Source organism: Candidatus Binatia bacterium (assembly GCA_029243485.1).
Lineage (GTDB): Bacteria > Desulfobacterota > Binatia > UBA12015 > UBA12015 > VGTG01.
Genome location: JAQWRY010000043.1, coordinates 1 through 23,135, shown reverse-complemented (window position 1 = coordinate 23,135; position 23,135 = coordinate 1). Strand labels below are relative to the sequence as shown.

15 protein-coding genes and 1 pseudogene are annotated in these 23,135 nt (G+C 66.9%); 11 read left to right on the top strand and 5 right to left on the bottom strand.

Going from position 1 to position 23,135, the window contains the following annotated elements:
• Positions 1 to 59 precede the first annotated feature (59 nt).
• From gspD to P8R42_12600, 8 genes are all read left to right on the top strand, one after another.
• Entirely contained in the window at positions 60 to 2,525 is a 2,466-nt protein-coding gene (gene gspD, locus P8R42_12635; GenBank protein ID MDG2305467.1) for a type II secretion system secretin GspD, read from the top strand.
• Complete coding sequence (locus tag P8R42_12630; protein MDG2305466.1) at positions 2,513 to 4,168, top strand: hypothetical protein; 1,656 nt, start codon at positions 2,513 to 2,515, stop codon at positions 4,166 to 4,168. Before gspD ends, P8R42_12630 begins: the two co-directional genes overlap by 13 nt.
• Positions 4,165 to 4,956 (top strand): ABC transporter permease, encoded by a 792-nt coding sequence (locus P8R42_12625; GenBank protein ID MDG2305465.1) that lies wholly within the window; start codon positions 4,165 to 4,167, stop codon positions 4,954 to 4,956. Before P8R42_12630 ends, P8R42_12625 begins: the two co-directional genes overlap by 4 nt.
• Positions 4,953 to 6,179 carry an ABC transporter ATP-binding protein gene (locus P8R42_12620; protein MDG2305464.1) on the top strand — a complete coding sequence of 409 codons (1,227 nt, stop codon included), beginning with the start codon at positions 4,953 to 4,955 and terminating at the stop codon, positions 6,177 to 6,179. The genes P8R42_12625 and P8R42_12620 overlap by 4 nt, the downstream gene beginning before the upstream one ends.
• Before the next feature lie 43 nt (positions 6,180 to 6,222).
• The gene (locus tag P8R42_12615) at positions 6,223 to 6,624 is read left to right on the top strand and encodes a hypothetical protein (GenBank protein MDG2305463.1); all 402 of its coding nucleotides are present in this window, start codon (positions 6,223 to 6,225) and stop codon (positions 6,622 to 6,624) included.
• A 305-nt stretch (positions 6,625 to 6,929) separates the two neighbouring features.
• On the top strand, positions 6,930 to 7,913 hold the full coding sequence (locus P8R42_12610; protein MDG2305462.1) for a hypothetical protein: 984 nt from the start codon (positions 6,930 to 6,932) through the stop codon (positions 7,911 to 7,913).
• A gap of 95 nt (positions 7,914 to 8,008) precedes the next feature.
• Positions 8,009 to 9,457, top strand: a complete 1,449-nt coding sequence (locus P8R42_12605) for a sialidase family protein (GenBank protein ID MDG2305461.1) — start codon at positions 8,009 to 8,011, stop codon at positions 9,455 to 9,457.
• A gap of 98 nt (positions 9,458 to 9,555) precedes the next feature.
• Positions 9,556 to 11,322: a hypothetical protein gene (locus P8R42_12600; protein MDG2305460.1), complete on the top strand. Its 1,767-nt coding sequence runs from the start codon at positions 9,556 to 9,558 to the stop codon at positions 11,320 to 11,322.
• 7 nt (positions 11,323 to 11,329) lie between these two features.
• Here P8R42_12600 and P8R42_12595 read toward each other — a convergent pair whose 3' ends face one another.
• The 5 genes and pseudogenes from P8R42_12595 to P8R42_12575 all read right to left on the bottom strand — a co-directional run bounded on the left by P8R42_12595 (position 11,330) and on the right by P8R42_12575 (position 17,701).
• Positions 11,330 to 12,778, bottom strand: coding sequence for a glycosyltransferase family 39 protein (locus P8R42_12595; GenBank protein MDG2305459.1), 1,449 nt, complete (start codon positions 12,776 to 12,778; stop codon positions 11,330 to 11,332).
• Between the two features lie 59 nt (positions 12,779 to 12,837).
• Positions 12,838 to 14,055, bottom strand: a complete 1,218-nt coding sequence (locus tag P8R42_12590) for an ABC transporter permease (GenBank protein MDG2305458.1) — start codon at positions 14,053 to 14,055, stop codon at positions 12,838 to 12,840.
• A pseudogene (locus P8R42_12585) lies at positions 14,039 to 14,679 on the bottom strand (ABC transporter ATP-binding protein). Before P8R42_12585 ends, P8R42_12590 begins: the two are co-directional and overlap by 17 nt.
• Positions 14,680 to 14,729: 50 nt before the next feature.
• The gene (locus P8R42_12580; protein MDG2305457.1) at positions 14,730 to 16,196 is read right to left on the bottom strand and encodes an efflux RND transporter periplasmic adaptor subunit; all 1,467 of its coding nucleotides are present in this window, start codon (positions 16,194 to 16,196) and stop codon (positions 14,730 to 14,732) included.
• A complete protein-coding gene (locus P8R42_12575; protein ID MDG2305456.1) occupies positions 16,178 to 17,701 on the bottom strand; it encodes a TolC family protein in 1,524 nt (507 codons plus the stop codon). Before P8R42_12575 ends, P8R42_12580 begins: the two co-directional genes overlap by 19 nt.
• A 98-nt stretch (positions 17,702 to 17,799) precedes the next feature.
• Here P8R42_12575 and P8R42_12570 point away from each other — a divergent pair, with 98 nt between their 5' ends.
• From P8R42_12570 to P8R42_12560, 3 genes are all read left to right on the top strand, one after another.
• Entirely contained in the window at positions 17,800 to 20,334 is a 2,535-nt protein-coding gene (locus P8R42_12570) for a hypothetical protein (protein MDG2305455.1), read from the top strand.
• 81 nt (positions 20,335 to 20,415) lie between these two features.
• Complete coding sequence (locus tag P8R42_12565) at positions 20,416 to 21,378, top strand: beta-ketoacyl-ACP synthase 3 (GenBank protein MDG2305454.1); 963 nt, start codon at positions 20,416 to 20,418, stop codon at positions 21,376 to 21,378.
• Positions 21,372 to 23,135, top strand: a 1,764-nt coding sequence (locus tag P8R42_12560) for a hypothetical protein (protein MDG2305453.1), incomplete at its 3' end; no start/stop codon positions are given. The genes P8R42_12565 and P8R42_12560, both read left to right, overlap by 7 nt.

Below are 23,135 nucleotides of genomic sequence, written 5' to 3'. Positions count from 1 at the left end.
TACGGGTGGGTTTTACAACGGATAGTCAACTCGGTTACACCGGCTCTGCGGGAGGGGGCATGGGTCGCACGAGTCCAGGTACGAGGCTGGCCGAGGTGTGCACGTCGGGGTGGGGTTTCCGTGGCGTAGCGCAGCTGGCGCTCCTCATTCTTTGCATCGCGGTGGTGTCTCTGCCGGCCGACGCACAGCCTGCTGGTCCCGTGGGCGCCAACGGCGCGCCCGCGCCCGCTCCCGCTCCCGCTCCCGCTCCCGCCGTCGCGCCGGCTGCGGCGATGGCTGCGGACATGCCCGCCGAAGATGCGATCGTCCTCAACTTCGAGGCGGCCGACATCCGCGAAGTCGTGCATAGCCTCGCGAGTGCGCTCGAGATCAACTACCTGATCGACCCCCGCGTCGAGGGCCAGGTGACGATCCGCACGACGGGTAAAATCCCGCGCAGCGAGTTGTTTCCGATCTTCAACCAGATTCTGCGCAGCATCGGCATCGCCGCCGTGAAGGTCGGTGAGGTCTACAACATCGTTCCCATCGCCGACGCGAAGACCCGGGTCATCGTCTCTCGGTCGCAGCTCAGTCAGATGACGGCCGACGACCTCTTCGTCGTCGAGATCGTGAAGGTCCGCAACATTGCCGCGGAGGAGATGGCGAATCTCCTGCAGCCGTTCATCACTCCCGGTGGCGACGTCATTCCCTATCAGCGCGCCAACTTCTTGATCATCACGGACATCGCGACGAACGTCGATCGCCTGCGCGAGATGATCCAGCTGCTCGACCGGGACAGCTTCAAGGACCTCAAGGCGAAGATCTACAAGATCGAAAACGCCAACATCGAAGACCTGGGTCAGGAATTGAGCGCGGTCCTCGATACGTACGGTATCACCGGCGAAGCCGCGAACGAGAGGGGCGTGTACGCGATTCCCCTCCTCCGTCTGAACTCGATTGCAGTCCTTGCGTTCAGCGACAACGCGTTCGAAGCCGTGTCGTATTGGCTGAATCTGCTCGACGTGCCGCCCGACGAAGACTCGGCTCGCGCGGTGCGCGTCTACAACGTCCAGAACGCGAAGTCCGCGGACCTCGCGACCGTCCTGAACGAGCTCTACGGCGGTGGCGAGGGTGCCGCCGGTGGGGGCCGGGGCCAGGCGGGGCAGGCCGGCTTTGGTGGGCTCTTCGGCCGCGCCAGCGGCGGGCGCCTTGCGAGCGGGGGCCGTGGAGGTGGCGGGCGAGCCGCGGCTGCGGCCGGCCGACTCGGCGGCGCCTCTCAGGCGAACCAGGGCGGCGGCGGACGAGGCGGACGCAATTCCGGTGGTGGCGGCGGCTTCGGCGGCGGCCGCGGCGGTGCGCGACCGGCCGGAGTTCTCGGCGGCCAGCCGGGGCGCGGTCTTGGTGGCGGCGGTCCGGGAAGTGTCATTCTCGCCGGCGGCACCGGCCCTCTCGCGTTCTTCAAAGAAGAAGTGCGCATCGTGGCCGACGAGGTCTCGAACTCACTCGTGATTCTCGCGACCAAGCAGGACTACGAAGAGATTCGAAAGGTGCTTCGCGACCTCGACGTCGTGCCGCGCCAGGTCGTGATCGAAGTGCTCATTGCCGAGATCAGCCTGAACAAGACCATGGACATGGGCCTGCAGTCGGTAATCGCGAACTCCGGCGCCATCGGTTCCGTTCCGTCCCCGCCCGCACCGACCGAATCGGCCGATGGTGTGGCCGGGATGCTCGGCGCGGTGTCGCAGGCGGCCGGGGTCAACGACGACATGCTGAAGCGGTTGTGGAACGTTGCCGACAACGGGGCGCTCACCGCGATCATCACCGATCAGTCGTCGTTCCGGTTTACCCTGACCGCGCTCGCCACGGCGGGGCGGCTGAAAGTGCTCGCGAGCCCGCACATCCTCACGGCGGACAACCGCGAAGCCTCCATCAACATCGGCCAGTCGATTCCGATCATCACGTCGACACAGCAATCGACCCTCGCGACGGCCAACGTCCTGAACTCGGTTCAGTATCGTGACACCGGCGTCATCCTGAACATCCTGCCGCAGGTCAACGCAGACGGCCTCGTGAACCTTCAGATCCGCCAGGAAGTCAGCCAAGTCGGCACGGAGTCCTTCGGTTCGAGTGGCTCGCCGTCGTTCATCACGCGGGAAGCGGAGACGACTGCCGTCGTGCAGGATGGGGATTCTCTCCTCATCGGCGGCATCATCCAGGAGAACACCCGCCGAGTCCGTAATGGTATCCCGTACCTCATGGACATTCCCGTCCTCGGCCGACTCTTCCGGTTCGACCAGGATGACGTCGAGCGCGTCGAGCTCATCATCCTCCTCACCCCGCAGGTCGTGCGGAACCGGGCCGAAGCGCTCGAGGTCACGCAGGGCTACAAGGATCGCCTGTGGGACGTGGTGGACGAGATCGAGCGAACCAAGGGCCTCCAGCTGCCGACGAAGCAGCAGCTTGGGGCGGTGGAGCGTCTGCGCAGCCGCACGACCACCGCGGAGAAGCCGCGCGGTCTGCTCCCGAACCGGGCTTGGGAGGACTGAGCCTCTTCGGTCGCCACGCCGTCGCCGGCCTCGGCCTGGTGGCGCTCGTGGTGGTGGTCTACGGCGGATCCGTGAGCCACGAGTTCGTCTTCGACGACTGGGAGCTCGTCGTCGGCAACGGGGTGGTGACCTGGCCGCTGTCGCGAGCGATGGATGTGTTCGAACACCGGCCCGGCGGCGTCTCTTACCGACCGGTGCGTATGATCTCGTACATGGTCGATCACTGGCTCGGGGACGGAGTGAACGCTCGGGTCTTCCACGCGAGCAACCTCGCGTATCACGCAATCGCGACGCTTCTGCTTTACGCGCTCGCCGTTCGCACGATCGGCAAGGTCGGACCAGCGCTGTTTGCGGCGGCGCTGTTCGCGATTCATCCGCTCGGGTCCGAGGCGGTGGTTTATGTTTCGGGGCGACGTGACCTTCTCTCCGGGATGTTCGCGCTTCTCGGGCTCCTTTCGTGGTGGAGCTTCTGTGAGGCGGGCTTCGTCACGCAGGGCCGCGGTCTCGCCCTCCGCCGGGCGGGTGCCTTGCTGGTCACCATCGTTGCCGCCGGACTCGCTCTCGGGGCGAAGGAGAATGCGGCCGTCTTTCCGGCGCTCGCGTTGCTGTTGTTTGTCGTGCAGTCGCGGCGGCACCCGGAGGCGGGCGGCGTGGCCGTCGGGACGTGGGCCGGACTCGCACTCGCGGCGATCGCTCTGTACGTAGTCGTCGACCGATTCTATCTCGAGCGTGTCTACGAGGCCCTCGCGCGTCTACAGGGGGACCCGCTCGGGCCGCAGCCCGCCCTGAGTCTCAACGTTCTCGGTCGCTACGGACTTCTCTCGGTGTGGCCCGTTCATCTGTACGCGGACTATCGGCCGCCGGGTTGGCCGCTGCCGGTTTCCGGGTTCGACAGTGCGTCCGTCGCGACGCTTCTCCTTCTCGCCGTTACCGTTGCGCTGGGCGCCTGGCTCGCCTGGCGGGGTCGGATCGCAGGTGCCGGTCTCCTGTGGTTTCCGGTGGCTCTGCTGCCCGTCCTCCAGATCGTGCCTTATCGAGAGGTCGTGGCGGAACACAACGCGTACCTGCCGCTCGCCGGTCTCGCCCTCGCGGCGGGCGACGGGGCCGCGGTGCTCGCCCGCCGGTGGCCGCGAAACGTAGCGCTCGTCGCGGTGTTGTTGCTCGCTCTTCTCGGCGTGAGGGCACACGCGCGCACCGCGGACTGGCGTGATGATGAGACTTTGTGGACGGTGACACTCGAGCAACTCCCGGCCTCGATTCGGGCAAAGCACAATCTCGCCTCCGCCTTGGCACGTCGCGGACGGCTGAGGCCGGCGCGGGAACTTCTCCGCGAAGCTCGTAGGCAAGGGCCTCGCGATGTCGAAGTGCTCGAGTCCCTGGCTACGATCGAGGGGCGAATGGGCAACGATCACGCCGCGCTGGCTTTGGCCAAGCGCGCTGTGCGGATCGACCCGAGTCCGGAACGTCTGCTCTTTCTCGGGTGGGTGCAGCTCTCGGTCGGTGAGGAATCGAATGCGCGTCGGACCTTCCGGCGTGTCACCCGCGAAGATCGCGGGAACGCTGACGCCTGGCGTGGCTTGAGGCAGCTTCGCGAGCGCGAGCGGCAACGAGATCACCTGGGCCAAAGGGGAAGATCCGGATGACGACTCAACCCCTCGGGGAACTCTGGCGGCAACGGGAGCTCCTGGCGTCTCTCACCGTGCGGGATCTGCGCTCCCGCTACGCGGGTTCGAGCGCAGGCCTGCTCTGGGCGGTCCTGAACCCCCTGATTCAGCTCGCGATCCTCACCACGGTATTCTCACTGGTTCTCCAGATCCGCCTCGGCGGGCCCACGGGGGTTCCGTTTGCCGTCACGCTGGCCTGGGGCTTTCTGCCCTGGCTCGCCCTGCAGGAGGGGCTCGCAAAAGCCACGACTTCCCTGGTGGATGGGGGCGTCCTGGTCCGTCGGATGGCCTTCCGCCCTGAGATCGTGGTGGTCCAGCCGGTTCTGGCCGCGGTGATCCAGCAGATGGTCGGATTGGTGCTCTTGATAGCCGTGATGCCCCTGTTGGGGGACGGCGTTTCGGCCTCCGTGCTGCTCTGCATCATCCCATTGATGATCCAGATCGCCTTTGGCATCGGAATCGGTTGGATTCTGGGGGTATTGCACGTCTATTTCCGCGATACGGCCCAAGTCGTTACGGCCGCTCTGCAGGCATGGTTCTACCTGACGCCCATCGTCTACACCTTGGAGGTTGCTCCAGCCTCTCTCCGGGGACTCCTTTCTCTCAATCCGCTGTGCGGAATAGTCGAGGGATTTCGGGGGTTTGCGGTCGGAGCGCCGGTGTCGTGGGGAGCCCTGGCCTACAGCGCGGCATGGGCGTTGGCAGCTCTCTTGGTAGGCGCCTTCGCCATCGACCGGGCACGGTCCGAGATTTCAGATCTGGTATGAAAGCCGTCAGCGCAAAAGACCTCGGAAAAAGCTATCGCCGATACTCCCGCCCGTTTGATCGGGCGCTCGAGTGGGCCGGTCGTGGCAATCGCCATGAGCTCTTCCAGGCCGTCCAAGACGTCACGTTCGACCTCGAGCGCGGCGAAACCCTGGGCTTGGTCGGTGACAACGGGGCGGGGAAGACCACCCTGCTGGCCATGCTGGCGGGCGCTTCGACCCCGACCGAGGGGACTCTCACGGTCGAAGGTCGCGTCGGTTCGATTCTGGAGCTCGGTGCGGGACTTCACGGGGAGTTCAGCGGGCGCGAGAACATCTTCCTGGCCGGTCAGGCCCAGGGCCTGCGGCGCGAGGAGATCGCGGCCGAGGTCGACGGGATCATCGAATTCTCCGAACTCGGAGAATTCATCGACCAGCCGGTGCGGACCTATTCGTCGGGCATGTTCCTGCGACTGGCATTTTCCGTCGCCACAGCCGTCCAGCCCGACGTCCTCGTGATCGATGAGGCGTTGGCCGTGGGTGACCAGCGGTTCCAGGCCAAGTGCACCGAGCGGATCGACGCTTTCGTGCGCCGTGGCGGGACGCTGATCTTCTGCTCGCACAACCTCTACCAGGTGAAAAAGCTCTGTCGTCAGGCGCTTTGGCTCGACCATGGCCGCGTCGAGCGAGCCGGGCCGGCAGCCGAGGTCTGTGATGCCTACATCGACCGCAGCCGCGGCCGGGTGCTGGCCCACAAGCTCGGCGTTGCTGACGGTGTGTCCCCGCTGGTCGAGGTCACGCGGGTCGAAGCTCTCGACGCGTCGGGTGAGCCCCTTCACCAGATCCAGACTGGTGATTCGGCCACGTTACGTGTGTGGCTGCGGCGCGCAGAGGCCGCGAATGTCGACCCGGGTGTCGCGGTCGGCGTCGTACGCAGCGACGGCCTCGTATGCCACTGCGGCTCGACCGATCTCGACGGCGCGACGCCGCGTTCGGTGGGCGGCGACGAATACTATATTTCCCTGCAATTCCAGGAGCTTCCGCTGTTCGGAGGCTCGTATCACTTCAATGTGGCGGCGATCGACAATCGTCGGCCACTGATCATGCTCGATGTGAGGGAGGGGGAGGCGCCGTTCTCGGTGACGAATCCGAAAACGGATTGGGGAGTGAGTCGGTTGCCGCACATCTGGACCCACGAAGGTCTGGACGTCGCGGGGATGGACGAAGGCGGGGGAGACCATGCGTAGAGGAGCGCCGGTCTCCCGTCGCCCACCCCGGTCTCTCCGTGGCGTGGCGTTTTGTGCGGTCGCCGTCGTGGGGCTGCTGTCCTTCGGCGGCTGTTCGGCCGGTGAAACGCCAGAAGATCTCGTAACCCGGGCGCAGAGCTACATGGATCTTCGCCAGAAGGGCAGTTGGGACGCCATCTGGACCGGGATGATCGATCCGCAGGTCCGAGAGGGTCTCAAACGTACCGCCTTCATGGAAAAGCGTAGATCTTCCTTCGACATTGTTGATTTCGAGATCATATCTGTCGATGAAAAAGGCCAAGAAGGCCAGGTGGTGGCCAGGATGGACACCATCGTCCCCGTTCTGAAGCCCGGCGGTGGCACGATGAGGATCCCGCGGGAACTCGATGACCCGCAAGACTGGGTCCTGAGAGAGGGAAGCTGGTACATCCAGCTGCATGGCTGATGTGGGGCGAAAGGAGAGCAGCAAAGGCGGTTTTTCCCGGCCGAGCAGGCGGCGCCGAAGGGGCGTTCCGGTTGACTCGACGGGGATATTTAAGCTATCCCACCATTTCCCTGTGTTAGGGGTGGCGGGACGAACATAGAAACGTTTTTAGGGCCTCGTCGACGATGTCACGGGGCTGGATAGGGCGCAGTTCAGGTTGTTGAGGTTCACAGGGTTTGCCGTGTGCCTGTTCGGCAACCGGTAGCCGCTTCGGGCCAGCTGTTAACCCAGCGACTGGGCGGTCAAGCGAAAGGAGAGAGGGGATTATGAGAGGGATTTATAAGCTTGGGGTGGCAGCGGTAGCGTTGACCGTAGTGATGGCAGGGCCTACGCGTGCGGACGCATTGGTTGACGACCCGTACACGAGCTTCACGCAGCCGGCGAACGCGCTGGTGATGCCGTTTGACGCCACCGAGGATTGGGTGTCGTTCATGATCGTCAGCAACATTGCTGGCACGTCGCAGGCCGGCGGGGGCGATATTCTTGGCGTCACGACGCATTGGGCTTACTGGAGTGATTCCTGTGAGCACCTCGTCGACGTGTGGGTTTGCCTCACGTTGAATGACACCATCGTCGTTGATCCGGGCGACGTATCGGCGATCGACGTCGGTAACACCCAGATCGGTCCTCGGACTGACCTTACGGGGCAGCGTGGTTTCGTGGTCGTGACGGCCTACGAGACGGACGAGATCTGCAGTGACGGTACGCTCCGCGGCTTCATCCCGGTCGACAACGCCATCGTGGGTAGCGCGACACGCGCGAACACGAGCATCGGCTACTCGTTCGGTAACGACGCCATCGGCCTCGGTCTCGATGCCGGCGGCGACTACACCGAGCTTCCTTCGGGCACCGGTGACAACGTTGACATTCTGACCCTGAACCCGACTTCGGTCGATGCTTCCTCGGTTGCCTTCATCTCCCTCGAGGAGAGGTCCGGCTCCGGTGACGCCGGTGACGTTGAGGTTGGCCCGAACACCGCCAGCCTCACCGCCAACCTGGTTCTCTACGACAACCTCGAGATCCCGACGTCGCTCCCTGATCACAGGATCCAGTGTGCCGACTTCACCTCGATGGTTCCGGGTGCCGGCCTCATCCCGAATTCGATCTCCGTCGACTCTTCCGGCTTCCTTCGCCTGAAGAACCTGAACAATCAGGACGGCGAGTTCGTCTACGCTGTGCATGGCCAGGCTGTTGGCAGCTTCGGCGGCAGCAACTACGGCAAGTACGCGATTACGAGCACTGATCAGTAAGCTCGCAACACCGACATGAGTTGGCACGAGGCCAGGGCGATTCGCTCTGGCCTTGTGTCGTTTTGGGGTAGTAGTTTTTTGTGCGGAGGTTTTCTATGAAGCCGTTGGTCGTGGCTGCAGTAGTGCTGGGCTTGGCTGCCAGCTTGTTTGGTGGGGCATGCACCCGCGGTCCGGGCATGGGGCCGGTTCTGCAGCTCAACGAGAGTGACGGCGGCGCAGGCTCCTTCTCGTGGGCGTATTACACATCGCTCGTTGCAGATGGGGATCGCGTGGCCGTCGCCTGGATGAACCAGAACGGCAAGCAGAACCGGAACGCGATGTTCCGTCGCTCGAATGACCGTGGGCAGACCTGGTCTCCGGAGTTCGCGCTGAACGAGCCCGACTTCTCCAGGACGATCTCCGTCGTGCCGACGCTTCACATGTTGCCCGCTGAGAACGAGATCCTCGCGCTGTGGCAGGCACGTCGGAACGAAGCCGGGCAGAAGTTCGTGCTCGTGCGGCAATCGACCGACTTCGGCGAGACCTGGGGCGACATCACGACGTTGAACGTTCGGAGACAGTCCTTTCTGCCGGTTTTCGCGCAGCGGCCCGACGGCGCGATGATCGTTGCGTGGACCGATGAGCGCAACGTTTTCCGCGACATCTACGCGAACCGAAGCCTCGATGGCGGCAAGACCTGGCTCGAGCCGGATGTGCTCGTGTCGAAGCTGCCACGAAGCGAGGCGGGCGCTCCGGCGCTCGCGATCGGTGAGGGCGACGAGGCGTACCTCGTTTGGGAAGAACGGCCTCACAGCCAGAAGGAAAGCGGCCTGCCGTTCATGTCGACGGCTTCCTCGGCAAACATGGGCGCAAAGTGGACCCGGCCAGAGCCGGTCGACACGGGTGAGGAGCCGCTTCCGAGTCCGATGTGGCCGCAGCTCATCTACAACGACGGTCTACTCACCCTCGTGTGGACAGGCGGTATCACCGGCGAGACGAACCGCAGCTGGATGTGGATGAGCCAGTCCAGAGACGGCGGCAAGACCTGGGACGGGCCGATCGAGATCTACGCTGGAAAGACCCAGGCCTTCTTCCATATGAAGACCAAGGGCCCTCAGCTCTATCTTGCGTGGCACGGCGGCGAGGACGACAAGCTGGGACGCATCTACTGGAACGTGTCGGACGACGGTGGAAAGACGTGGCGTGCTCCGTGGACGGCGCCCATTCGCCTGGACAAGGCGCCGGCGGGTAACGCGTTGCATCCGCGAATCGCGCTCGCCGAAGACAGCGACAACGTCGCGATCACGTGGCAGGAAGGAAACACGCGCGTGGCTCTGTCGGTGTCGCGTGACCTCGGCAAGACCTGGGTTCTGAACGATGCGACCGTCATGACCGACACTGCGGGCAACCAGCTTCGCCACCCGCAGGTCGCGGTGTCGGACGACGAGGCCTACGTGCTCTGGGAGCGCTGGCCCGACAAGAAGAAGCACATCAAGAGCTTCGCGGACGTCAATAAGGTCCTGCCCAAGGACAACTTCGTGCGCCGCGTGGACGTCGGCCGCTGAGCCGAGAAGCGCCGGCTCGAATCGCGTTCGGGCTGTTCGCGGTTCTGGCTCTTGCGGCAGGCCTGCGCCTGCTGTGGCCAGACGCGGGGTGGTTCGGCGTGGATCAGGCGCGCGATCTCGCCTGGGGAGCACGGATCGCAACCGGGGAGGAATACCCCACCCTGGGCCCTGCGATGCGGAATCGCATCTATCTGGGTGCGATCTACTACTATTTCTGGGCCGTCCCGTTCTTCTTCTCGAGCCAGCCGGCGGCCGCGTACGTCTTTGCGGGGCTGCTCGGTGTTCTCGCGACCGCGTTGACCTTCGAGGTCGGCCGGCGGATCGCCGGGGGTGCAGCGGGGCTCGCGGCAGCGTTGGTGTTCGCAACGATGCCGCTCGCCGTGATCGACGGCCGCGTGGCGTGGGCGCCGGCGGCCCTCCCGGCCCTGTGCGGCGGGTTCCTTCTGGCCATAGTATTCCTGCTCGAACGCGCTTCACTCGTGGCGGCCATCGTGGCCGCGGTCCTCGCGGGACTGATGGTGCAGCTCCACATCGCGGCCGCGCCCGTCGTGTTGGTCGGTGTCGCCGCGGTTCTCTCGCAAGCGACGCGGCTCGGCGTCCGCGGTGTTTTCGCATCCGGCCTGTCCGGAGCTCTCGTGGTCCTGCCGACGCTCTGGGCGTCGACCTTTTCTCCGCCGGTCACGGACGCGGCCACGACAGCCGGCCCCGCGGATGTCACGTCGGGTCGGCTCCTGGACCTCCTTTTCGTGGGCCGTCGCGCGGTCGCCGGGATGAGTCTCGATCCGGCGGCGTGGCCCGGCTGGATCTCGGTCTGGCTCGGCCTCGAGACGGCGTGGATCGCCGTCGTGCTTGCTTGCGTGGCTGTCCTCATCGTCCGCCTCCCGATGGACGGCGCGGCCGGTCCAACGATCGCCGTTCTGGGTATGTTGTTGTCGTCGTTCCTTGCGGTGCTGCTCTTGCCTTGGGAGGCGTGGCACTACTATCTCGATGTGAGCCTCGTCCCGGCCGCGTTGGTCGTGGGGCTCGTGGTAGCAACCGTGCTTGGACGACCCGGTTGGTGGATGCTCGGGGGTCTCGCCATCGGACGTGCGGCGCTCCTCGTGTGGTGGATTCACGCCGCCCACACCGCGGGGTACGTCGGTGCGAACCTGGAGTTGCTACGCCTTGGCGGACCTCCTGCGGCGTTCCCAGATTCGCGCGCGCGCGTACCGACCGTCGCGACCCGTGGGCAGGCGGCGGACACGTTGGTGTTCGGTTTGGGCATCGCGCCTCCCGGCCTGTGGCAACGAGCACACGGTCCGGGCTTCTCGGATCTCGACACGGACAACGGCTTCTTCTTTGCGAGAGCTGTGCACGGAGCGGACGAGCCCTCCGGTACACACGAGGTCGTGGTCACGTATCGCGGTGAAGTGCCGCCCGCATGGCGCAGTGGGCAGCCGGCGCCAATCATCGCTGGGCCGCTCGAGTTTCTGCGGTACGAGCCCTGGCTGGATCGGACGGCGGCTCGCTTGGTGAACTGCGGAGGCGGACCCTTGCCGCTTCGGCCCGGCGCGACACCACTGGATTACGGGGACGGCGCGCTGCCCCGGATGCAGTGGCCGTGCCCCGACCCGGTCGTGTCCGTCCCCCTGCGGTTCTCGCGCGACGACGATGTCGTCCTGCGGCTCTTCGCGCGTTTCGACGGGCCGGGTCGGGTTCTGGAACTCGAGGTCGCACCTCCCGCACGGGTCCGCGTCCTCGAAGACGTACCCAGGGGGCTCGGACGTGGATTCGAAATCACCGGACGCCCGGGCGAGGTCCGCCTGCGTTTGGCGATCGACGGGCCGGCGTCGCTGGACCTCTTCGAGTTGCGCGGCCGCTCCTAGCGATGCGCTAGTTCGGCTCGATCGGCTCCCAGATCGTGTAGCGGCCGATCTCCTCCACCCGGCGTAGTCGGTCGGTGACGTACGGGTCGACGATGTCCGGGTGATGGCGCCTGAGGATCATGAGGTGGCCGTTCGGCGGATCGAGGTACCACTCGTAGTGCTCGTTCCCGGCATCCCAGGGGATTTGGTCGATATTCGGCCCGCCGTAGAAGCGGGCCGAGAACGGTCGCTTCTCCACGAAGACGATCCGGCCTTCCGCGCCGCGCTCGGCCTGGAAGGCCTCGGCCCGCGCGAGAATTGTTTGCGAGGACCATCCGCCCTCGATCAGAGGCATGCCGAGGATCATCGCGAGCGAGTAGACGACGACGAGTCCGACCGCGATTCGTCCCTGTCGCGCAGCGCTGAGGCCGAGGCTCGCGAAGATCGCGGCGAGCAGGACCGCCGCCGCGGGCAGCACCGGCAGAACATACGTGCCGAGGATGTGTCGAGAGAAGCTCAAAAACAGAATGTTGCCGACCACCGCGAACCCGAGGAACTGGAGATCACTGCGCCCGAGACGTTGTTTCGCGAGCCGTCGCGCGTCGGGCGCCCGCAAGTGCCAGGCCAGTAGGACGAGCCACGGGAGGAACGCCAGAAGGAAGAACACGATCGCAGCGCCGGGCGGAAACTTGTGTCCCCCGCCGTACCGATCGCCGTACTCCGATGCGAAAAAGCGCAGGAAGTTCTCGTTGACAAAGAAGTACTCGAGGAATCCGGCGTTGGCTCGCTCCGTCAGGGCGAACCAGGGAACCCAGAGGAGCAGAAACACGAGGAGGCCGGGCCACCACGCCTGCCTCGCGAGATCGTCGAGACGCCGGTTCCAGGCACTCCAGGCGAGCGCCGGCAGGCCGAACTCGACCAGCGCGATCGGTCCCTTCGTGAGCATGCCGATTCCCAGCAAAGCGAACGTCACGAGACTCCACCGCCGCGCGCGCACCGGGTCGTCCTCACGCGTGAACGCATAGTGGGAGAAGAGGGCGCCGCCGACGGACAGGCAGAGCAGCATGTCGGTGAGTCCGATACCCGCGCTCAGGAAGAAGAGGGGCGACGACGTGAGAACGAGGAGCGAGCCCCGCAGTACCTCCGACGCCACATAGCGCCGGAGCGTGAACCACGTCACCAGCAGGACGCAGACCGAAGCGAGGAAGGGAGGGAGTCTCGCCGCCAGTTCGGTGACGCCGAGGGCCGCCATCGTCCCGGCCTGCAACCAGAAGAGGAGAGGAGGCTTGCTGAAGAACGGGGTGTACTCCCCGTTCGCCCAGATCATCGGCGTGACGAAGTCGCCGCTTTGCAGCATGTCGCGCGCGACGACGGCATAGCGGGCCTCGCTCGGGTCGAGGGCGGGGAGGAGCGGCAGGGTGGCGAATCGCATCCCCAAGAGGCCGAGGACGAAGATCACGAAGGTGCGTTGGCTCACGAGGGCTCCATCCGTGGCGCTTGCATAGCATCCCCCTGGCGCTTCGGGACCGCTTGGGATCAGCGCTCGCTGCGGAGCGCCTCGACCGGGTCGAGCGTCGCGGCCCGGTAGGCCGGATAAATCGTGGCTGCGACGCCGAGGAACAGGATGATCGCCAGTGTGCTTGCGAGTCTACTGGCCGGCACGACCCACGGCCACTCGCCGAGGGTGGCGGCGAGGGCCGCGCCGGCGACGCCGAGGCCGACACCGACCGCGGCCCCGGCGGACGCGAGCAGGATCCCCTCGAGGAGAAACTGCACGAGGATTTCTTCCCGCCTCGCACCGATCGCCCGGCGGATCGCGATCTCGCGCCGCCGCAGGGAAACGCTTTGCCACGCCTGGCTCCCGAGGGCGATGCCGCCGAGGCAGAGGGCCAGGACCGCCACGGCGGCGAGAAGCGTATCCAGTAAGCCCCGGGTGCTCCGTTGTTGACGCAGGAGGGCCTGCGCGGTCTCGATGGCGAAGTGCTCGACGCCGTCGTGTCGTCGCAGCAGCGCGCGCTTTACGACCTGCGCGGCGCGTTCGGGATCGACGTCGTCCGAGATTCGGAGCAGGATCTCGCCGAGTCCTTGTCGCTCGGAAAGGTCGTGGCGTAGCGTCGTGAGGATCGGGACGTAGAGGCGGCGATCGGTGTCTTCGCCCGTGGTCGAGGCCTCTGGCTCCAGGATTCCGACGACCCGGCACCATCGCTCGCCGACCTTCACGTGCGAGCCGTAGACCGGGCCCTCGCGCGCAAGTCGGCGGGCCGTCTCGTCTCCCGCGACGCAGACCGCGGCTCCTCCATCGCTCTCTTCGACCGAGAACGGGCGTCCGCGGGCGAACGACAGTCCGCGTAGGGCGAAGTAGTCTTGTGTCGTGCCCACCACTTGGACCGTCAGCTGTTCATCGGGAAGGAGGACGCTTGCGGGCACGACGCGCACCGGCGCGACGTCACGAGCGAATGGCAGCGCCTGTGCGATCGCGGTGGCGTCGGCGATGGTCAGGGCGGGCGGAGCCTCGCGCCCCGCTTCTCCGACGGCATGCACGCTCACCAGATTCGCGCCAAGGCGCTGGATTCGCTCGAGCAGCTCCAGGCGAGCGCCGCCCGTGATCGACAGCAGCGCGACCGCGGCTGCCGTCCCGGCGGCGAAACTCGCGATCGTGAGGGCGGATCGGAGGCGATAGAGCCGAACGCCGCCAAGCGCGGCGCGGGCGACGTCACGCGCGGAGATTCGGCCGGGCTCAGACGAAGCGGCCATGACGGATTTCCAGCGTTCGCTCGGCCATCGCCGCGACCCGGGGGTTGTGCGTAACGAGCACGACCGTCGTGCCTAAGGAGTGGATGGTGCGCATGAGTTCGAGGACGCCCTCGGCGGACGCCTCGTCGAGGTTCCCCGTGGGCTCGTGGCGAGCAGAAGCGGCGGTTCGTAGATGAGGGCTCGCGCAATTGCGGCGCGTTGCTGCTCCCCTCCGGAGAGCTCGTCGGGCCGATGCGTGAGACGATGGTCCAATCCGACCTGGCGGAGCGCCGTCGCAGCGCGCGGGCTGCGACCGTCCTCGTCGACGCCGCCGTACACGAGGGGAAGCGCGACGTTTTCTTCGAGGGTGAGATGCGGCACCAGGTGGAAGGCCTGGAAGACGAAGCCGATTTTGCGGTTGCGGCGTGCCGCGCGAGCGTCGTCTTCGAGCGTCGAGACGTCCTCGCCGTCGAGGCGGTACCGGCCGGCGGTGGGCGTATCGAGAAGACCGAGCACGTGGAGCAACGTCGACTTGCCGGAGCCTGAAGGCCCCGTCAGGGCCAGCATCTCGCCGTGCTGGATTTCGAGGTCGATGGCTTCGAGCGCGGTGACGGTGCCTTCGCGACGTGGGTAGTGGCGCTCGATTCCTTTAAGGGCCGCGCAAGGTGCTCGGCGGCCCTCGGGTGCGGCATCGCTCACGCTCGCGGCTCCGGAAGCGGTTGGAATGCAACAGAGCCGCCCGGCGATTCCAGGAGAAGCTCGTCTCCTTCATCGATCCCGGCGCGGATCTCGACGTGGGTCTCGTTCGCGAGTCCGAGCGAGACCTCGTGCTCGGCGACCGAGCTCCCGTGGCGGATGTAGACGACCCGTCTGTCCCCGCGCGTGAAAATGGCGTCCGCCGGAACCCGGACTACATCTTCGGATCGCGCGAGCTCGAATTCGACGCGTGCCGACATGCCCGGGCGTAGTCGGTCGTCGGTGGTCGCGAGCGTCAGGGTGACCGGGAAGAACTTCCATGGGGAGTCCACGACGTTCTCGGCGAGACTGCCGATGTGGCCGATTCGACCCTCGAGCCGGAGGTCGGGGTAGGCCTCGATGGCCACGTCGGCGGCCATCCCCACGGAGACTCGATGGAGATCGACCTCGCGCACGAAGGCGGTGAGCTGCATCTTCGAGAGGTCGGGCACGGTGGCAATCGGCACGCCGCTCCACACCGAATCGCCGACCTGCGGACGCCGCTTGCCGTTCTCCAGTGGGATGTCCTGCAAGACCAGGAAGCCCGCGATCGGGGTCGTGATCTGCGTTTTCGCGAGTTGCTCGTCGACCCGACCGAGGGCCGTTCGCGTCGACTCCTCTTTGCGTTGCGCGCTTTCTCGAACGGCGCGGTAGTACTCGCGTGTGTAGTACAGGACGCCCTCGGCGCGGGCGACCGCGTCCTCAGCCTCCTCGAGTTGGTTCCGCGACCGTTCGAGGTCTCGCGGGTAGTGGATCTCGCGGGCGGTACGAAGGCGATCGCCCTGAAGCCCGTCTTGACGGCCGAGGTTCTCGACCCGACCGCGTTGACGGGAGACTTCTTCGGCGCTCACGAATCCCTGGCGGAGCATGCGTTCCATGTCCATCAGGTCTTCGCGCGCGCGAGAGAGTTCCGCGCCCATTTCCGCCGCCCGGACTTCCGCTTCGCGAACGTTCAGCGCGCCGGTTCCCTTCTCGAAGGCTTCGAGATTCAGCTCGGCGAGTCGGACCGCGTGGCGCGTGCTCTCGAGCGACTCCTCGGCCTTCGCGATCTGGAGCTTTCGCTCCTGCTCCGCGCGGACAGTGGCCGCTTCGGCATCTCGCACGTCTGCGAGCGCCTTCAAACGCTCCTCCTCGAACGGGGTCGGATCGAAACGCAGCACGGTGTCGCCCGGCTCGACCCAGGTTCCGTCGGGGAGGAGGGACACGATCTTGGCGCGGTTGCTGCGGATCTCGGATGCCAACGTGACCGAGCGGGCGGCGCGAAGAGTGCCGGGCTCGACCAGGCTCTGCGTGACGTCGCCGCGCAGCGCGCGCGCGGTGGGTGGGGCCCCGTCTCCTCGTGGGGCGTCGTCCCACCCGCTGACGGCGGCGACCAGTGCGATGGCGCCGACCCCGAACAGGGACGCGGTCACTCGCCGAGAGCGCATTCGGTTTCCTTGCCGCAGGCGCCGCCCGGTGGCGGCCCGGTGTCACGAACCGCCGGAGCCGCCGCAGGCGGTAGATCCAGGAAGGCGGCGGTGAGCGTGCCCGTGGCCCGGCGCACGGCGCCGGCGGCGACCGCCTGGTCGATCGTGGCGAGGATCTGACCCGCGCGGGCCTCGGTGAGCTGTTCCTCCGCCTGGACGAGGTCGAAGTTGTCCGTGAGGCCCTTCTCGTAGCGGTATCGCGCGAGTTCTTCTTGCTGGGAGGCCTGTGTCGCAATTCGCGCGGCGAGCTCCGACTCGGCGCGAGCGCGGTCGAGCTGTCGCACTGCCTGTCGCACCTGACCCACCACCTGGCCGCGGAGTTGGCGGTAGTTCCGTTCGCGGCTGCGCAGCGCAATCTCGGCTTCCGTCAGCGCAGCTTTCTGGATGGTTCGGTCGAGCGGGACCGATGAGCGGAAGCCGACGTTCCATTCGGTGCGGTCGAGGTTGAACGAGTCTCCGAACGACTCACCGAAGCCCTGCTGTGCGTAGTGCCCGACGAGGTCGAGTGCCGGCCAGAGCCCGTACTTCGCGAGAACGAGTTTGCGTTCCGAGTCGGCAACCTCGGCCCGGGCCTCGCGAACTTCGGGGCGTTGGTTGTCGGCCTGGTCTTCGAGGTTCACGCCCTTCAGTTCGGTCACGGTCGGACCTTGGAGGCGTGGGTCGATCTGGAGGTCGACCCGCGGGTCGAGCCCGAGGAGGAGCTTCAAGTTGTCGAGTGCGCCCGCGCGACGAGCCTCCTGGTCGGCGAGTGTGTTGAGGACGCGCGCTTCTTGGATGTCGGCTCGGTAGACGTCCATCTTCGAGACCTTGCCGAGTTCGAGGCGAGCCTCGGCGGCGTCCTTCAGTGCCCGGACGCGCGTGCGCGAACGCCGCGCGACTTCGAGGAGTTGTTCGGCCCGGACGACCTCGTAGTAGGCGCGCACGATCTGGAACACGGTTTCTTCGCGTGCGACTTCGATCGCGTGCTCGCTCGAGCCGAGGCGTCGCTCGGCCTCGTCGAGGCCCGATCGGTTCTCGATTGCGGTCCAGCCTTGAAGAAGTGGTTGGGCCACGGTCACCCGGGCCTCGCTGAAGTAGGGGACCGAGACCTGCGGTACGGTGGAGAAGACGCGAGAGCTGCCTTTGACGTCGACTTGCGTTCCGGTCGGGAGGAACTTCCGCCGCAGCAGCAGCTCGAAGTTCTGGTTGGTCGTGTTTGAGCCCTGCAGGCCGCCGTCGATCGTGGGAGTTACCTGAAGATCGTACTCGACTTCGGCCACCTCGAGCGTGAGCCGCGCCGACAATTCTGCATCGATTGCATCGAGGATCTGGGGGTTTCGGGCGAGGGCGAGCTTCACGCATCCGGCGAGGTCGACCTGGGCAGCCCGGGCGGCGCCCGGTAGGAGCAGGGCCGTCCATAAGAGGACGGCCAGGGTCTGCCGCCTGAAGTGGGCTCCGGGGCTCCGTCGCTGGGTCGTTGGCTGCATCGGCTACTCTCGGCTTATTACAGGGTCCGGCTCTGGCGCCAGCCCCGGGCCGCGCGCTTGCCCGCTGGGGGCAGGCCGAGTAAGGGTCGCGAATCCAAATGAGGTCCATCATTTCGCGATCCCTGGCGCTGTTTCTCGTTGCTCTCATCGTGGCTCCGCCCTCCGTTTCGTTCGCCGCGCTCTCGGCTGCCTACGAAACCGGTTATGAGCGCTACGGCGCGGGAGACTACCGGGGCGTGGTTTCGGCCCTCCAGGGGGCGCCCGGCGGCGATCCGAACGACGCGCTTTTGTTGGGGCTCGCCCAATTGCGACTCGATCAACCCGCTCGGGCGGCGGATGCCTGGGGGCAGTTCATCAAGACATCCCCGGACACCGCCCTTGCGGGCGATATCGCTCGACTACGGACCCTCGTGGTTCGCGAGGCGAACCGGCGGGGTGCGAAAGCGGCCGTCTCCGCGGGGCGTGGGGCGCGCGTTTCCGGCGACGTGCTCGCCGTTCTGCCCTTTCGGAATGTCGGCGCGCCGGAGTACGAGCCGCTCGGCAAGGCCATCGCGGCGATGCTGACCGACAGCCTGGGTGGTGTTCCGAACTCGCGAGTCGTCGAGCGTGGCCGCGTCGAAGCGTTTCTCGACGAGGTCTCCGACCAGGCAGGAAGCGATACCAAGACCGCGCGACGTGTGGGTGCGCTCCTCGGGGCTGGACTGGTCGTCGTCGGTGCGCACGTCGATACGTCGACGGACCCGATGACGCTCGAGGTGGACTCCGCGTTGATCGACACGGAATCCGGCCTCCGGCTCGAGTCGGGCTCGTTCCTCGCCCCGCTCGATCGCTTCTACGCCGCGATCCGTGACACCGCCGTTGGGATTTCGAATCGCCTCGGTTCTCCGGTGAGTTCCCTTTCCAAGGCTTCGGCCGCGCGGATGCAGGCCGTGCACACCGAGAGCCTCGATGCCGCACTCGCGTTCGGTCGTGGGCTCGACCACGAAGACCGCGGCCAGTTCGACGACGCCCGACGCGAGTACGAAAAGGCGTTGCGCGCCGATTCGTCCTTTCGGTTGGCGCGTCTCCGCCTCGCGACCCTGCCGGCTTCGTCGATGTCGCTGACGGCGGTTGCGACCGTGGTTCAGTCCGAGCTCGAGCCGGTTGCGGCTCCAGCGGTGGTGGCCGCGGCACCGATCGCGACTCCGAGCGTGACGACCGAGGCACCTGCGGCAGCGCCCACGACCGACGCGCAGCCCGAAGTCGTCGCCCGGACGACCGACGCATCGACCACGACCGCCGCCACGGCTGGAGCCGTCGCGGGTGGGGCGTCCGCATCGAAGAAGGCCGCTACGACCACGGGCACCCCGCCGGAGCCGGTGGAGGAAGAGGAGACGACGATCCTCGGGATGTCGCCCATGACCGCCGCACTCGTCGGCGGTGGGCTCGTCGTCGTGATCGGCGGCGCAGCGGCAGCCGCGGGTGGTGGTGGCGGCGGGGGCGGAGGGGGCAACAACGACCCCGTTCGACCGCCAACGCTCAGCGGCGTCCAGGATCGCTCGGTGAGTGCCGGCGACCTGATCGTTCTGAACATCGAAGGGCAGGACCCGGAAGGCTCGCCGGTCACGCTCACGCAGTCGGGTGCGCCCAGTGCGGCGACGTTCGACACCTCGAGAGGCAACCCGGCGACGGGGACGTTCCGTTGGCAGACCACTCTCAGTGATGGAGGACAGACCGTCGACGTGACGTTCACCGCGACGGCCTCCCGTGGGCCGCCGAACGACACCGCGAGCGAGTCGGCGACGTTGAGCGTTTCCTCGGCTCCGCCGACCCCGACCCCGCCACCGACCTGCGGGGGCACCGGGGCGAGTTGCACCGCGCCGGCGGAATGTTGCCAGGACATCCCACGCGAGTGCGACGTCACGCCGGCGGGCAGCGGCACACGCTGTTGCCTCGGTCTGACGATGCCCTGCCAGATCGATGGGAATTGCTGCGGGAGTGACAACGCCTGTCGAGGCCAACAGTGCTGCGCGCCGCTGGGCGTCTCGTGCACCGGCGCGAGCGATTGCTGCGACGACGGCGCGGCGTGTGCTGCGGGTAGCTGCTGTCTCCCCGATGGTCTGTCGTGCGCGAACGACTCCGAGTGCTGTACCGGCCGCTGTGCGAGCGGGACGTGTGAGGGCAGTGCCCCGCCGACACCGACGCCCGCTCCTACGCCTCCCCTCTGCGTGCCGCAGGGGAATACGTGCGATGCCGTGTTCGAGTGCTGTCCGGGCAGCGACTGTGAAGAGACCCCGACCTCAGGCCAGAACATCTGCTGCGCGCCGCTGGGCGACAACTGCGCCGACGACTCGATCTGCTGTGGGACCAACGTGGGCTGCGACGGGGCGTGCTGTCTTCCGCTCCAGTCGGCGTGCTCCGATGCGAGCGAGTGTTGCGGGGCCGGTGCGGGCTGCGTCCTCGGGCGTTGCTGTGCCGCGCCGAGCGGCGCGTGTTCGAGCGACCAGGATTGCTGTGCGGGTTCGTGTCTCGGCGGGACGTGCTCCTCGGCCCTCTCGGCGGATGCGTCGCCCGTTCCGACGCCGAGCCCGACTCCGGCCGGTCGCCCGACCGGCACGCCCACCCCGACCCCGGCGAGCACGCCCCGCTTTTGATCGCCCGGAAGGCCCCGCCAAATGGCGGCCTTCCGAAGAGTGCGGTATGGATGCCGGGTGCTCCGGTCGCGGATCGTGGGGGTGGGGGCGGCACTTCCCGAAACGGTCGTCGGTAACGACGCCGTCGAAGCCCGACTCGGGGTCGAGTCGGGTTGGATCGAGGGCAGGACCGGCGTTCGAGAGCGGCGGATTCTTGCCGACGGTGACTCGCTCGTGGACCTGGCGGCGGCCGCCGCGCGCGCCGCGCTGGACCAGGCGAGCGTCGCCCCGAAGGATGTCGATGCGATCGTAGTGGCTACGACATCGGGCCCCTATCTCTTCCCGTCCCTCGCTTGTCTTCTGCACGAGCGTCTCGGGATCGGGACCTCGCCGGCATTCGACGTCGCGGCCGCGTGCGCCGGCTTTCCCTACGCGGTCACCGTCGCAGATCAGGGAATCCGAGCGGGGGATCACCAGCGCGTTCTCGTGGTCGGCGCCGATCGGTTGAGTGCGCTTTGTGAACCAACCGATCGCATGACGAGTCCGCTCTTCGGTGACGGGGCCGGAGCCGTCGTCCTCGTCGCGGACGAGCAGTCCGGGGAGGGCGGCAGTGGGATCCTGGTCGCGCGGTTGCGGGCGCTCGGTGATCTCTGGCCGATTCTCTACGTTCGTTCGGGCGCCCGGCGCCCCGAAGATCTTCCGCCGGGCGGCGAGGATCCCTGGATGCGGATGAAGGGACAGGATGTGTTTCGTGCCGCCGTAGAGCAGTTGGTGGCGCTGACCCGGGAGGTGCTCGATCTGGCCGGACTTCGCCCCGAAGACGTCCAGCTTCTCGTCCCGCACCAGGCGAACGTGCGCATCATCCGGATGATGATCTCGCAGTTGAAGATCTCGCCGGATCGCGTCGGGATCAACCTCGACCGGTGTGGGAACACGTCGGCCGCGTCCATTCCGATTGCCCTGGAAGAGGCGCACCGAGCCGGAAAGCTGAAGACGGGCGACGTGCTCGTGGTGAACGCGGTCGGCGGCGGCATGACGGCCGGCGCCCTCGTGGCGCGGTGGTAGGCCGGCTCGCTGCGGCGGGGCTCCTCGCCGCGCTTCTGTGCGCGGCGTTTCCCTCCGTTCTGTTCGGCGGGCGAACCTTCTCCAGCGCGGCTTGGTTGCCCGGAGCGCTCCCGACCGGGCCGGTCGGAGTCGCCGGGCCGCCCGACGTCGCCGCCCCGGTGCGCGACCTCGAGGGGGCCACCTGGGTGGACGAGCCGGCTCCCTATCTGGTGCACCGCGGCCTTGCGGCCGGGCAGGCCCCGTTGTGGAACGACGCCGAAGGGCTCGGGATCCCGCTTCTCGGCAATCCGAACATGGGCGCGTTGTCGCCGCTGCAGTTCCTCGTGAACCTCTTCCCTTCGTCCGGCATGCAGGACTTCGCGTGGCTCCTCCGCGTCTTCTTGCTCGGGTTCTTCACGTTCGGGCTCGCGCGGGAACTGGGGATCCGTTTCGCGAGCGCGCTCGCGGCCGCCGTCGCGTTGATGCTGTCGGGGCAGACCGTGGAGTGGATCGAGCATCATCCCCTCAACACGGATGTCTTCGTGCCCGCGACGCTCTGGGCCGCGTTGGCGCTTCGCCGCAACGGCGATCGAGGCATCGCCTGGATCGCGCTTGCGGTGAGTGCCGGGCTCCTCGGAGTGAAACCGCAGAGTGCGATCATGGCCGGGGTGTTCGGCTTGTCGTGGCTTCTCGCCGATGCCGCGGACCGGTCGAGCGCTGCTGCTGAAGAGGGAGCGGACCCGGACGCGATGCCGCTCTACCGCCAGATCGGCGGCTGGGTGTGTGGCGTTGCACTCGGCGCCGGGATTGCGGCGATCGCACTCGTGCCGTTCGCGGAAACGTACGGCCAAGCGAGTGGGCTCGTCCGCGCGGGACGCACGACCCAGTCTCAATGGACGCTGCCGGTCGGATCTCTCTCGAGTCTCGGTGGCAGTCTCGCGAAGGAGCTGCAGTACGTCCCAACCGGGGGCGCCACGCCGCCCGCGGAGGGCACGTCCCGGGGGCTGCCCTACGCCGGGCTCACGGTCATCGTGGGGGCGGCTTTGGGGTTCTGGCACACACGGCGGTCCTGGCTCACCCGGGCGCTCGCTCTGACCGTGGTCGTCGAAGTCCTGCGGATCCATGGCGCGCTCCCGGTGCCCCTCGGCGACGTGCCGATCTTCGGCTCGATCAACTACGTCAAATACTGCTTTCCGCTCTATCTGGCTCTGGCGCTCCTCGTGGCGCGGGGACTGGACTCGCTTCCGTTTCCGGCAACGCTCCTCGGGCTCGTGCTCGTCACGGCGGAGATGTTGTGGCTCGTGCCGCGTACCTGGGCCGAGCGGGTGGACGTCTATGCCCCCGCGCCCTGGACGGTCGAGCTACAGCGTCTCGCAGAGGAGCGCCCGGGGCGCTTCTCGGGACCCGTCGAGTTGGCCCCGCCGCTCGTGTCGAGTGCGATGGGGATTCGCGACCTTCGTTCGATCGACGTCCTCACGCCGCGCGACACGTACGACTTCGTCAGCAGGCTGATCTCGCCGAGTCGGGGCGTGACCTGGATTTTGGCGGACCCGACGCCGCTTCTGGCGGCGACCGGCCTCGGCTCCAACCTGGCGGATCTTCGCTGGATCGCTTCAGCGCAGCCGCTGCGCATCGAGGAGTTGCCCGAGGCTGTGCGCGAGAGCACCACGTCGCGCCGATTGGTCCGACTCTTCGGCGCCCTCGATCGACAGTCGATCGAGACGAGGCAGCTCGGAGGTGGCTTGCACGACGGCGGCCGGGATCGGCGATTCCACTGG